20 protein-coding genes are annotated in these 12,141 nt (G+C 44.2%); all 20 read right to left on the bottom strand.

The features are described from left to right. Positions 1–11: 11 nt before the first annotated feature. Positions 12–605 carry a hypothetical protein gene (locus tag FHS57_RS25250; protein WP_183978603.1) on the bottom strand — a complete coding sequence of 198 codons (594 nt, stop codon included), beginning with the start codon at positions 603–605 and terminating at the stop codon, positions 12–14. 93 nt (positions 606–698) lie between these two features. Beyond that, positions 699–1,316 carry a hypothetical protein gene (locus FHS57_RS25245; RefSeq protein ID WP_183978601.1) on the bottom strand — a complete coding sequence of 206 codons (618 nt, stop codon included), beginning with the start codon at positions 1,314–1,316 and terminating at the stop codon, positions 699–701. 2 nt (positions 1,317–1,318) lie between these two features. Next, positions 1,319–1,666, bottom strand: a complete 348-nt coding sequence (locus tag FHS57_RS25240; protein WP_183978599.1) for a hypothetical protein — start codon at positions 1,664–1,666, stop codon at positions 1,319–1,321. Positions 1,667–1,670: 4 nt separating this feature from the next. Next, positions 1,671–1,808, bottom strand: a complete 138-nt coding sequence (locus tag FHS57_RS25235; protein ID WP_183978597.1) for a hypothetical protein — start codon at positions 1,806–1,808, stop codon at positions 1,671–1,673. Further along, positions 1,805–2,398 (bottom strand): LPXTG cell wall anchor domain-containing protein, encoded by a 594-nt coding sequence (locus FHS57_RS25230; protein WP_183978595.1) that lies wholly within the window; start codon positions 2,396–2,398, stop codon positions 1,805–1,807. The genes FHS57_RS25235 and FHS57_RS25230 overlap by 4 nt, the downstream gene beginning before the upstream one ends. A gap of 8 nt (positions 2,399–2,406) precedes the next feature. Continuing rightward, entirely contained in the window at positions 2,407–3,162 is a 756-nt protein-coding gene (locus FHS57_RS25225) for a hypothetical protein (RefSeq protein ID WP_183978593.1), read from the bottom strand. Beyond that, positions 3,162–3,743: a hypothetical protein gene (locus FHS57_RS25220; protein WP_183978591.1), complete on the bottom strand. Its 582-nt coding sequence runs from the start codon at positions 3,741–3,743 to the stop codon at positions 3,162–3,164. The genes FHS57_RS25225 and FHS57_RS25220 overlap by 1 nt, the downstream gene beginning before the upstream one ends. A gap of 20 nt (positions 3,744–3,763) precedes the next feature. Next, positions 3,764–4,213: a hypothetical protein gene (locus FHS57_RS25215; RefSeq protein WP_183978589.1), complete on the bottom strand. Its 450-nt coding sequence runs from the start codon at positions 4,211–4,213 to the stop codon at positions 3,764–3,766. Position 4,214: 1 nt separating this feature from the next. After that, positions 4,215–4,928: a hypothetical protein gene (locus tag FHS57_RS25210; protein WP_183978587.1), complete on the bottom strand. Its 714-nt coding sequence runs from the start codon at positions 4,926–4,928 to the stop codon at positions 4,215–4,217. 26 nt (positions 4,929–4,954) lie between these two features. Then, positions 4,955–5,101 (bottom strand): hypothetical protein, encoded by a 147-nt coding sequence (locus tag FHS57_RS25205; protein WP_183978585.1) that lies wholly within the window; start codon positions 5,099–5,101, stop codon positions 4,955–4,957. 115 nt (positions 5,102–5,216) lie between these two features. Continuing rightward, positions 5,217–5,756 (bottom strand): N-acetylmuramidase family protein, encoded by a 540-nt coding sequence (locus FHS57_RS25200; protein ID WP_183978583.1) that lies wholly within the window; start codon positions 5,754–5,756, stop codon positions 5,217–5,219. A 105-nt stretch (positions 5,757–5,861) separates the two neighbouring features. After that, positions 5,862–6,158 (bottom strand): hypothetical protein, encoded by a 297-nt coding sequence (locus tag FHS57_RS25195; protein ID WP_183978581.1) that lies wholly within the window; start codon positions 6,156–6,158, stop codon positions 5,862–5,864. A gap of 7 nt (positions 6,159–6,165) precedes the next feature. Continuing rightward, entirely contained in the window at positions 6,166–6,372 is a 207-nt protein-coding gene (locus FHS57_RS25190) for a hypothetical protein (RefSeq protein WP_183978579.1), read from the bottom strand. Positions 6,373–6,381: 9 nt separating this feature from the next. Further along, the gene (locus FHS57_RS25185; protein ID WP_183978577.1) at positions 6,382–6,912 is read right to left on the bottom strand and encodes a hypothetical protein; all 531 of its coding nucleotides are present in this window, start codon (positions 6,910–6,912) and stop codon (positions 6,382–6,384) included. Continuing rightward, positions 6,909–7,655: a hypothetical protein gene (locus tag FHS57_RS25180; protein ID WP_183978575.1), complete on the bottom strand. Its 747-nt coding sequence runs from the start codon at positions 7,653–7,655 to the stop codon at positions 6,909–6,911. The genes FHS57_RS25185 and FHS57_RS25180 overlap by 4 nt, the downstream gene beginning before the upstream one ends. A gap of 6 nt (positions 7,656–7,661) precedes the next feature. Continuing rightward, on the bottom strand, positions 7,662–7,823 hold the full coding sequence (locus tag FHS57_RS25175; protein WP_183978573.1) for a hypothetical protein: 162 nt from the start codon (positions 7,821–7,823) through the stop codon (positions 7,662–7,664). A 77-nt stretch (positions 7,824–7,900) separates the two neighbouring features. After that, complete coding sequence (locus FHS57_RS25170; RefSeq protein ID WP_183978570.1) at positions 7,901–8,623, bottom strand: hypothetical protein; 723 nt, start codon at positions 8,621–8,623, stop codon at positions 7,901–7,903. Between the two features lie 47 nt (positions 8,624–8,670). Next, complete coding sequence (locus FHS57_RS25165; RefSeq protein ID WP_183978569.1) at positions 8,671–9,186, bottom strand: hypothetical protein; 516 nt, start codon at positions 9,184–9,186, stop codon at positions 8,671–8,673. A gap of 199 nt (positions 9,187–9,385) precedes the next feature. Then, positions 9,386–10,228: a hypothetical protein gene (locus FHS57_RS25160; RefSeq protein ID WP_183978567.1), complete on the bottom strand. Its 843-nt coding sequence runs from the start codon at positions 10,226–10,228 to the stop codon at positions 9,386–9,388. A gap of 39 nt (positions 10,229–10,267) precedes the next feature. After that, positions 10,268–12,139: a hypothetical protein gene (locus FHS57_RS25155; protein WP_183978565.1), complete on the bottom strand. Its 1,872-nt coding sequence runs from the start codon at positions 12,137–12,139 to the stop codon at positions 10,268–10,270. Positions 12,140–12,141: the final 2 nt, after the last annotated feature.

Genomic DNA, 12,141 nt, shown 5'->3' with positions numbered 1-12,141 from the left:
GTCGTATTGTGTTATAATTGAAGAAATGCCTGCGAATGATGTAATAGGTAATTGTCACTATTGTTTCGCCCTATTCGCCAATAATTGGCTACGAAAGTGGGGAAATTGGGGGCAAAATTTGAATCCACGACAAACTTGCGTATCATCAGTGTTTGCCCTTCGTACGACGACAAATCTACGTTTTGGAATGTAGAGCGAACACTACTGTCATCGTCCATAATCAGGTAAAAACTATGGTAATTTTTGCCGTAGGCATTGCTCGTATTAGGAGACAAATCACTGACCACGAAATCGTTTACCGACAATCGAAGTTCGTGCATATCCAGCACGCCAAACTGATTCTCACCGCTTGGGTTGTTATTGGTGTCGTTATTTACAAGCCCCGTTCCCTGATTTATGCCCGCAATAGTAATATTACTTTGCGACGACAGGTTTTCTGCCATCGGCAATGAGGCTTTTTTTATGGCCGTTTTGGTTTTTTTGTTGCCAAGCAAATAGGCGACTACCGCCCCTACTACTGCAACAGCAGGTATAAACGCCCACTTGTATTTGCCCATCAACTTTGGGAGCTTATTCAGTAGGTTTGTGTTCTTAGGAGATTTCATTGCAACAATTGGTTTAATAAAAGCAAACACCACCCCAAGGCCAAAATAGACAGGGCAAGGGTAGAGAGCTTTAGGTAGGTTGACTGTTTCATTTTACGTCACTATATCGACCATATCTTTGCTGTACTTGCCATACTTTGAGGCCACAACTTCTGCTTTTGTCTTGGCCTTTTTGATTGCCCAATAAATCACAAAGGCAATAGCCGAGAAAACAACCACCAGAATAACCCAAAGCAGGTTTTTGCTAGTGTTTGGGCCATTAACACTGGCAAAAAGTGATTTTAAGTTCTCGTTAGGTAACAACTTGGCACCATCATCTGCTGCCGTTCCGGGGGCAGAGCCAAATGCGGGCTTACCCTCTTTTTCGGGAGTATAATTCTCTCCCAAAAAATCGGCTTGCATCTGCGGTGTTTTCATTTTCCAATCACCAATTTTTATTTGGTCGTTATTCTGGAAAATCAAATACCATCTATCATCTGGCTTGGCATTCTCTTCGGCAGTTTTTGTGATGTCATAAGGCAACATCATCGCCGCCGAAATCGCAATCGGGCGTTTTTCCCAAGGCCAATTTTCCAACACATCCACCGTCAAATAATTACGCCCCGTGAAGGTGTAGTCTATCTCATAATAACAGGCAAACTGCTTGATTTCGTAGATTTTGGCCGTCAGTGGATAGCGAGTGTAGTAGGTTTGTATTAAGCGGTAGTCCATGGCTATTGCAGAATAATAGGAGCTGGAGGCGTTTCTTTTTTTGTTTTAAACTTAAATACTTGCACAATCACAATCCCGACAAGCCCTAGCACGGCAAAGGTGGTTGCCAATGCCCCAATTCGCCTAACGCGGTCGGCTTCGGTAGCGGCGTTGAGCTGCGTAATTTGTACGTCAAGTTTGCGCTGTAACGTTTTTTGCAACTCTACGTCTTCGGCTGATTCAAGTTGCAATCGAAGTTGTGAGGTATTTTCTTCCTCAATTTTCAGGTCTTTGCCCTTCGACAAAAACCCGAAAATGCCAGTCACGGCCTGAGAAACAGACGATACGATGGTTCCTGTTGCGGCTGCCATTGGGCTATTCTTTTGAGGTTAAAGTTTTCTTTTTCTCCAAGTAATCTTGGATGGTGACGTAGTTGGCCACTAAGGATACGGCACCGCTGATTATGACGATAGTGGCCACCGTAAATCGTAGCCAACGTGGAGCAGTTTTCATGGCTTTTTTGATAAATCAATGATGTTAGGTGTTACAGGTTGAGGCGCGGCTTTCTTTCCTCGAAAAGCCCAAATCAACACCCCCGCCAACAATGCCAGCCCTGCGCCAATGGCAACGATGAGCGTTGTATTTGTCGTACCAGTTGTGCCACCACCGCTTGCAGTAAGACTAGGATCAGTGCCATCAGTACCCGACAAGATCTTTTCTACTTGGGCTTTCCGCGCGACTTCTTTCGCTGCCGCTGCCTTCTTTTGGGCCTCGGTAGGCGACTCGGTCGTAATGTCTGCCTCCTTCACCCACAGGGTTTCGGTATGATGCTCCCATGTAGAAACATCAGTTACATTTCCAATCCAAACAAACTGTTTCCATCCCTTCTTAAATTGCTTAATTCGGATGTCAAATTCATAAGTGATTTGTACGAAATCACCTGTTTTTTTGCCTGTCAATACCCCCAAGGTTGCACCTTCTACAACATCTTTGAGGTAATGAGGCTCCGTAGCCCAGTTACGGGTAATTTCGGAAACGATTTTGCTTTCATCAGGCTCTGAATAAAAGCTGAGAGCGGGGTTTTTTACGTAAGCAGTAGCCATGTTACACGTTATTTACGGAATAATCGAACTAAAAACACGATAGAGGACAGGATTAAAAGAGAAAATCCGACGATGCTGAGAACCTTCTTTGTCTCTGCCGTGGTGAGTGGCGTGGCTTCTCCTAGCTTTTTGAAAATCAATTTATTTTCGAGCATAAAAGCCTGAAACCACTCCCCAGCGGCATTGCGCCAAGATATGTAGCCCCCATTCAAAAGTTTGCGTGGCTCACGTAGCCAACCTAAATGGTCATACTTTTTACCTTCCGTTGTGGTCAAATCAAAAAAGGCAGGATAGTAGAAGTTGCTTACCAGTACCCCGTCGATGCGGTATCCGTAGTCTTTGTCTTCTACAGGGTCTGATACTTCAACCAAATATTCTACATCCTGCCCAGAACCGTCAAGTGCCTTAAAAACCTTCATCTTATTGACGTAGGGATTTACGAGCATTTCTAAAATCTCGTGCGAGGCCGTTAGCGACCAACCATCTCGGTACACTACTTTTGAAAAGGGAATACCTTTGTCATCCACCCAATGATACCCGTTTACCCCTTGAATATCCATAACCTTATCGACCGTGACGGGCCAAAACCCAGGTGATACCTCGCTGAGTGATGGAAACACCTCTATAACGGCATCAACATCCCAAACGGGTGCAAAATCACGACTTACTTGGACTTGGATGGCTTTGGCCGTAGCCAAAAAATCCTCCTGTAAAATAAGGTCAGTCGTATCGACTAAGGCGATATTAAAGGTTTTACTTGCCATTATAGTACAATCGGCTTTGGTGAGGGGGTAGGTTCTTTCTTTTTAGGCCACAACAAGGCGGCAATAATGCCGACAACTACGACACCACCAAAGGTTAGATATACCCAAGTTGGTGTTGTTTTTTTAGTGGTACCGCCACCGTTTGTTCCATCTCCCGTATCTTTTTCTGAAGTATCGGTGTTTTCGGTGGTGCTAGATCCCGACGTGGATGTTTTTTTGCCGCCAAAAATCCCAAAAATACCCGTAGCAATTGAGGAAATAGCCGTCCAAAACGCGCTATTGTCTTTTTTTGTCGTAGTCGAGCCACCACTTGTCGTGGTAGTCGTATTGGGGTAACTGTACTTAGGGTTGACTTTGGTCGCAACTTCATCAGCGGCAATCCATCCGTTATCAACTTGATACATCGTTTTGCCTTCGCTATTTTCTTCAATTGCTTGAAGTACTCCTAAACTTGCGTTTTGGGGGTAATCTGTGGGGATGCCCGTTTCGTCTTTGTCATCAAAAACGAAGGCTCTAACCACTTTTACCGTTACCAAATCTCCGATTTCTGGAAGATTGGTTGATTTTTTGCCGAGTGCCATTGTTTGATTATTAAGTGTTTTTACAATTTTCCTTTTGTGATTAGGTCATACAATCCTTGTGGACTCAAATAAGCGGGATTGACGGCGGGTAAATTCAGCTTCAATACCTCTTGACAAGCCGTATAACAAACCTCCGAACAGAACATTTTGGGCGAATCCCGTTTTTTCATCGGAACGATAAAACTGGTAAAAAGCCCCCCAAGGTCATAAGGAGTGCCAATTCGTTGACGAAACCAACTCCACAACTCTTCGTCTTTTTCATTCCCAAAATCCACAAATGCCCAACGATGCTCTTCTTTTACGGTCTGTTCGTAGGTGCGAAAACCGATGCCATGAAGCTCCCAAGCCGATGCACAAACATTGTCGTACTTCTCAAATACGAACTGACAATGTATCATTTGCCCCCCAGAGCCAAATTTCATAACACTGCCTTTGAGGCTTGTTTCTGCCGTTTCAAATCCAAGTAACATATTAGAAAAGTGCTTCTAAGAACCAAAATGGGCTATGCAAGCCCACCGACTTCAAGACGTACGTTTTTCCATTGGCCGCTACATTGGCTTTTAGTAGGGCATCCGCATTGAGCGTCACAGGAAACTTGGTATTGATTCCCTGATTGTAAGCAAAATAGGCTTTGTCGTATCGAGATGCCACGCCCGCGTGTTTGTCGAGACATTGACCAAAATAAATTTGCCCTGCCAGCATATTAAAAGCCGTGCTGTGGTACAAACCATCGTAAATCAACGCTTTGGCGTTGGCAGCGAGCCAGTCCGCAGGTGCGCTTTGCTTTTTGGCCACTTTGATTTTGTCGTAAATGGCCGTGGCCTTGCTGTTACCAATGGCTTCTTTCATAAAGGACAATTCTTTGTCACTAAGCTCAGAATTACGATACTCTATAAAAAGGGCATAAGCGGCACTTTGAACGTCGATTTGGCTAATACCAATGTAGCGCCCATTGGCGGGATTGGCCGAGCTGTAGCCCGTAAATTCATTTTCTAGCCACGCGTTTTTGCCATCGGGTTTTCCTTCGATGTACAGCAAAATGGAGGCCAACAAAGAATCCACTTGTGTCGCATCGCAACACTCTATCAGCAAGCCTCCAAACTGGTCTTTAAGGGCCTTTGAGAGCGATTCCATTGAACCATCCTTATAGGCCGTTGCAAAAGACTCAAGCGTCCTTTGCGTCATTGGAAAGGTTTGTGTTAAAACGCCCATTATGGTCTAAGGTTTTGGTTGATAATGATTGAACCCGAGCGGGTTATGGCCTTGGTTTTGTTGCGCGTAGCTTGAATCAAACCATACACGCCCAAGGCAATAACGACCGCCAAAAGAACAGCAACTAAGATTTTTCTTGTATTCATGGCTTTCTTATTTTAAAAACCTTTTGATAAATTTTTAGGGCTTGGTTTGGTTTCCAAAGGGCTAAACTTCCAACGACCAACACAAGCCCCGACAATGAGTACAAAATGGATGTGGTTAGTCGTTTTTTTTTACAACAACTTCGGCTTCCTGTACCGTTGAGTCAGCCGCATAACGGGCATAGGCATTGGCCATTTTGGTATGGTAGCCAAGTTTAGCATAATCCTCACCGTTATAGATATACGCAAAGCCGTTCCAGTTTAGGGTTTTTAGTTCGTCTTCCAATTTCTTCCATTGAACGAAGCGAATAAAGCCCTCCAATTGTTCTGGCTCTCCTTTTTCAAAAGCAGCCACCATGTAATTAACCCTCGAATACCCCAAGTCTTTAAAGTGAAAGCCCATGATTTGAAACTTTCCCCACGAGGTAGCTTTCATTGTATTGATAGGGTCAAGGGCAAAGGCTTGTTGAAAAGTCGTGGCAGTTTTTCCCGAAAGACGTTTAAACCAATGTGGTTCAAAGCGTTTTTTGATTGAACCTGACGAATCAAAACCGTCACCCGAAGATTCGACCAGCGCAACAGCCATGATAGCTGCTACTTTGCAGCCAATGGTCAAGGCCGCTTTTTGATAATCTACTAGGGTTAAGACGGGCTTCATGGTTTTGATTCAGTTTTGATTCGATTGCTAAGTGTCCAGCTAAAGGCGATGATGGTACAAACACTGGCCACCAAAGACACCCAAGGGACGATATTTTTGATTTTCTCAGTCATCGTCTTCTACTTTTTTGATTTTCTTGCCACCTTTTTTTGCTAAGGTTTTTACTTGTTTCTCCATAAGAAGTTTATCACGTTCGAGCTGAGACACTTCCGTATCAACTTCGATTTTGCGCGTGTTGGCTATGTAGTAGCGAACCGCGAAAATAGCAACAACTCCCCCCGTAAGGCAGGTAATGATTTGGGTGAGGGCCGTGGTATCAATCATGGCCATGTAGCCAAGTGGGATGTAAGCAAATACTCCGTTTTCTTGGAACAATTTCGTAAGGGCGACTCTGTGAGGCATAACAGTGTTAGTTTTTGCCAAAGAAACGTTTGAGCGTAGCCCGTAAAAGCCATTGGTTAAGGGCAATGGCTCCCACTATAAGCAGCGAACTATACCCTACGAGTTTTAGGAGTGTTTGGTTTTCAATGGAGATATTAAAGGTAAATTCGGGTACTTTTTCCCCCTGAAACCATGCCATAATGGCATCCAAAAAACTATTATTTTGCGTTTCCATAGCTGTTGTTTAGGCTTTTGTTTTACCTGCCCCAATTGCCTTGAGACGGTTAAGTAATTTGATTTGCAAGTCTTCGTCATAGGTGTACCAATAGTCATCTTTAATCTCATTGTAGAGATTCGTGTCCGTATCGGCATACAGGTTGTTGTATTGGTTGTTTAATACGCCTAGCTCATAATCTGTTAGGGTAAGTAGCTTAGTAAAAAGCGTATTTTTAGGCCAGTACACCCCAGGGGATGCAGAAATATTATCAAAGAACCATCGACAATCTGCCACGAGTTTGTCGAGTTCTTCACGCGTAATATTCTCTAATTTGTCTGATTTAGAGGGCAATTTATCTAAATCAACTTGGTCGAGCATCAACTTATTTTTGGCGCTTTTAACCCCAAAATAGTAAATCACCCCTACGATTGCCACTCCTACTAAGCCGTACATAATAGGCTTTGAACGAAAGGCTTGGACGTACCATTTGGGCTGAGCATCATTATTGGATGCTCCAGCACCCGTAAAAAGGGTAGCGGCTTTGGTGTAAATACTCATGGTTTGGTTTTCTTGGCTCGTTTTTTAACGTTGTTAAATACCGCTACTGCAAAGGCCATAATGCCCAACCCAATCGCTATCACAATTCCGATGGACGGGCTTGTTTTACTATTATTGGTGGGACTAAGGTCTTTTAGCACAGGACTAGCATTCCCTTCGTCGGGCGCGTTGGTTGTTGTGGACGTAACGGCGGGATTGACGGTGGTTACATAGTCCTTGTGAACGTAGAACGAGACTTTTTGCCCTTTGGCATCTAGCTTGTAGTTCCCATTGAGGGTTGTGGCGTAGATACGAACAAAATTATTGTCGGTATAGCCATCCGATTTACCCAAAAGTGCCCCTTTGTTGGCCGAACCTACTACGTTAGACAAACTCACAAGGGTTGGAGTTGAGCGCAAACGCACCCCATTCCCAGTTGAATAGTAAAACTTCAAGGCTGTTTCGTCCAATGGCGGAGCGTATGGCGATACTTGTGAGGCATCAGCCCATACCTCAGAGACAGATGACAAACCGAGGTTTTGAGAAATAGGAACACGAAGTTTGATTTTTACCAAATTTTTGGTTTTTCTCCAACCAATAATTTGCCCAAAATTAACTCCATTTTTAGCTCCGTTTTGAACCGAACCCACGTAGGAAGTCGTATCGAGGGTATCTTGAGCAGTAAGTTTACTGTACAGGTTGACAAAACCTTTGGCGCTCGTGGCGGATAGGTATGTCCCTAAGACAAAATCTGTGAGTGCCATAAGTGCTTATTTTGAAGTGGATTCGTCAACAACTACGTACTTAGCAGGCCCCGCAATCTTACGAGCAACCCAAACAGCGCCCCCAACAAACGCCCCCACCGAAATAATGCCTACGATGGTCGAGAGGACGCCCGCGAAAAATGAGCCAATGGTGGTTTTCTTTTCCATGTTTTTAGCGAAAAAAAGCCCGTGTAGCCACTGTGAGGCAGTTCTACACGGGCTGTGTGATTGAATCAACGAATCGGTTATTTGCCTTTTTTGGAAGGTTTGTTACTCTTACGGTACAAGATATACGCGACCGTAGCGGCAGTGCCTACCGCAAAATACCCCCACGATTTTTTGAAGAAATCAACCACTTTTTGCTTTAAAGTAGCTGGTGTATCATCACCACCAGCCCCAGCAATCTTCTTCGGATCATCGTCTGAATTGATGTACGTTCCGTCACTCTTTAAGAGCTTACCATCTTTGTCGCAACGAACTGCCTTGCCTTCATCGTTGATTAAGAAGTATAAACCCGATACAGGATTTTCCCCTTCTTTCTTTGACTCAGAATCATAGAAGTGGCGCGGGTCGTCGTTGGCAGTACCCGATGCACCGTCTTTTGTCCAACCAATTTCCTTAAAATCGGCACGGGTTGCAAAGTACTGGATGTCGGCACTATCAAGGGCGGTACGTTCAACTGCCGTGCCGTTCATTTGGGCAGCAGCATACCATTCTTTCGGGTGAGGTGCCCAGTCAGAGCGCGTTGGCAGGTTGATGACGTGGTACGTCTGCGCAATGATATAGCCCTTTGAAAGCGTTTTTACGGTTTTCACTGCCGTTGACTCAGCAGCACCCGTAGCTATATCAAAAACGGTAATCTTCGCATCGAAGAAACGCACCCGAATGAGGCGACCATCGCTACCAGCACCTAAGACATAGCCGTCAGGATAGACGGTGTTTCTTACTAATTGTTTTTCGAGAGACATTGTACTAAAAGTTAGATTTTAAAAATGTTTTCAGACTGTTTTTTCAACTAAACATTACTGACCAAACGGTCTGTCATGTAGCCGCCGAAATGAAGCGTTAATCGGATTTTTGATTTTGGCTGGATTGTAACCTCCAATTCTGAAATTCCTCCCAAATAGAAATTCGACAAAGGGAAGTTTGCGCCTCCTTGAATAGGCTGCGATTCAATCTCTTCTACGAGTTCGGGGCCAAATGTAGGCGTCAAAAGACGAATTGACTTGGTCGTTTGAGCAACCAAATCAGCGGTTTTGTCACTAAAAATCGGCTGCACTGTGACAACATGAAGTTGCGTAGGGCACGCTTCCACAAAATCAACCAGTTGTTCGAGACTTTCAAAGAAAGGGTTCTGGAGCAAAACACAAGTATCTCCGTCTGTGATAACGCCATCTGTTTTGGCATACTTGGCAGCGGAGCGCAATAGAAAAATACGTTGAAGGCCATCAGAAGTATTTTCTATTTCAGCAGTGAGAACTTTTAATGGCCCAGATTGCGTATCACGGCCATTGGTCGTAAGATATTTCATAAATGAAGCGTTTTTTGAAACTTGAAGCGTTTTTAAATATTCATGGGTCTAAAGTTAGAGGGCAGTCAAGGGCAGGTAGCCCACATCCAACACAATCAGCCCTAATCCAACACAGAGCGACCGAATGGAACACAAAAAAGCCCCACAGGTGCAGGGCTTTTTTGTAAATCACGGCTCTCACGTCCGTTTAAATGGCTATTTATGACAGAATTTTAGCCAAAAAGCCCTTGTTTTTCTCCTTAGTTTCTTTGCGTTGTTGAACGGTACGGTCTTTTAATTGGCTCAAAGTAAGCGATACACTTTTAAGGTCATTTTCCAAGCCTTCGGGAAGTGAATTGGCTTTTCTGAGGGTTTTGGCGGCATTCTCAAAGTAACTTGCATCTCGTTTAACAATCCGCTGGAGTATTGCCTTTTGACGGCGCTTCAATAACAGTTCTTCCCGCACCTTATCGGGCAACGCCCCCAAAGTGGCCGACACCGACTTTCCTTGCGATACCAGAGAGGTCGCCAAACGGTCAATGATGCCCGAATTGTCGTTGATTCGCTTACGATAAGCCGCAATATCCTTGTCGAGTGACTTGATTTCTGCAAGGGCTTTCTCTTTTGCTTTATCCGATGCGGTAGGGCCTTTTTCCTTTTTAGGAGTTGCCTTGACTGATTTTTGTGGTTTTTCAACAGCGGGCTTCATCTTTTTGGGGGCTTTCGGTACCGCCTCTTCTTTTTTGGCGGGGGCAGCTGCTACGGGTTTAGGCCGTGGCTTGGCATTGGCCTTGCGACTTGCCTTGGCTTTTTTTACCGAACTACTTGCCTTAGCAGCTTTGGCCGCTTTAGCACGGGATTTAGGGCTTGGCTTAGGCTTTGATACCGATAACGTTTTTGCAAGAGCTATAATATCACCGTCAAAACCCGCAGCTTGCAGCTCGTCGGGGTCAGTAGTGATTTTAAAAACGTCACGGGTGGTTGAGACAGCCTCTTTTTGTTCGGCAGTCAGCGTGGACAAGTTTACGTCCTGAATCAGTTTGATAGCTTCTGAAAGTTTCATGGCTTCTTTGTTTTTTTGTATGAAAATTTGAGTTGGTTACTATTTTACAGCCAATGCAATCGCAATTTTGGCTTTGGCAATGGCTACTTTGAGGGCAAGGGCTTTGTTCGGTTCGGGCTTAGGTATTTCGGCAGGGCTTCCCTTAAAATACTCCTGAATTTCCGTGAAAAGTCTCTCCGAATAAGTAGCGTACCACACTTTCGAGAAACTTGACCATTTTAAACCTTTTGACTTTACAAAATCGCGGTCGGCATCCGATGGGAACTTCTTAAACTTTACTTCAATGCCGTTTTTGGCTAAGTTTCGACTGATTTCCACGTCGGCATTGCTCGTTGATGATGGGAGCGTTGCTTTTGCTACCGTAGGAGCTTTGGCCGTTTCCGTTTTTACGGGCTTAGGTTTAGGCTCTGGTTTTGGGGGCTTTGGCGCATTTTTAGCCGCTTGTTCTTCTTTTAACCAATGGGTATAGGTGCCTTCGATGGGCTTAATGCTCGACATCCTAACGTTTTCGAGGTATTGGTACTTGATATAAGGAGTACCATTGATGTAAACCACGCCAATAAATTTCTTACGCTTACTCTTCTGATACCGCGATTGCTTCAACTCTGCTTCGTCGTTCATGGCCTTTTTCAACGCTTCGGGAGTCTTAGCCTCTCTTAATACCCAAACATCATAATCAAGGCTAAAACGGCTCTCCCCATTGGGTACTTTACTGATTAAGCAGTATTCGTCTTTCCCTCCAGTTCCTCGCCAATTCACCGTATAAACAACCACATCACCGTAGGAGTACACAAAATCTTTCTTACGTTCCTCGCGCTTAGCTTTTCTTTTTGCCTCCCATTCTTTTGTATTGGCTTCGTCCTTGAAAATACCTTGTGCCATAGCCGTTTCGGGCATATATAGCTTTAGGTGGTTGCCTTGCTCCATTTCCACATCCCCATAAAAACGACGGTGAAAATAATCGCTTTGTGAGTCGGAATCATCAAAGTTGTAAGAACTTAAAATCGTTCTCATATCATCCCTCACTTTCAACGCTTTGGGCGTATAATAACTTTTGATACGGTTATAATCGTCTCTATCCCAAGTGCTATAATTGGTATTCCCTTCTTTTAACCAAGACTTAAATTCATCATTAAAAGGATTAAAGCCAATATCAAGAATTTTGACATCAATCGACCCCGTACCTGTGCCTCGGTTATCCTGACGAACCGATAACTTGGCATAGGGGTATTTTTCGGCAAATGCCTCACGAATCACCTTGATGAGTTCTTCACGGCTAAGGTCTGCTGTTTTTCGGTAGTTTGCGCCTTCAAATCGGAAACTGTTTGCCTTCTTTTCATCTTCGGCTTTTTTCCGCGCTACGGCTTCGGGATTGGGCTTCCATTTGGGTTCATTTTGGTAGTTGGGATTGACAAAACCCATGAAGTTATAAACATAGTTGGGGTCAATGGCACTACCGTAAGCGGCCACTACAAATTCGTGCAGGCTTCTAAAATTGTAAGGGTTAAACTCCACAGGTGAAATGTCCGCCCTAAATTCGTCTTGTTCTCCATCCATGAAAAGTACCTTTAGCTTCATTTTAGAATAGGCCATATCCAAAGGATCTTCACCCATTTCTAAAATGTTGTCTATTTCATACCTATAAATAGCCTCAAATGCTTCAAAAAGACTCTTCCCGCTATCAAATACGACATCATTGTATTTCCCATTCCCTTCATGCCAAAGTATCGTTATCGCTTTGGCATAGATTTTACCCTCGTTTTTAGACTGATTTCTGACAGGTGGCAAGCCCGTTCCCGTGTCCAGACGTTCGTCGGGGCTTATGATTGTTATGGCCTTCTTCCAATCAAAACTCGAAAGCCTTTTTGGTTCAACTAGCCCAAGGGTTCTGTATTTTCTTTTGGTTTTCATTG

It is taken from the genome of Runella defluvii (genome assembly GCF_014195535.1).
GTDB classification, from domain to species: Bacteria; Bacteroidota; Bacteroidia; order Cytophagales; family Spirosomataceae; genus Runella; species Runella defluvii.
Note: the sequence above shows the minus strand (reverse complement) of the source record. Positions and strands in the feature narration are given on the sequence as shown.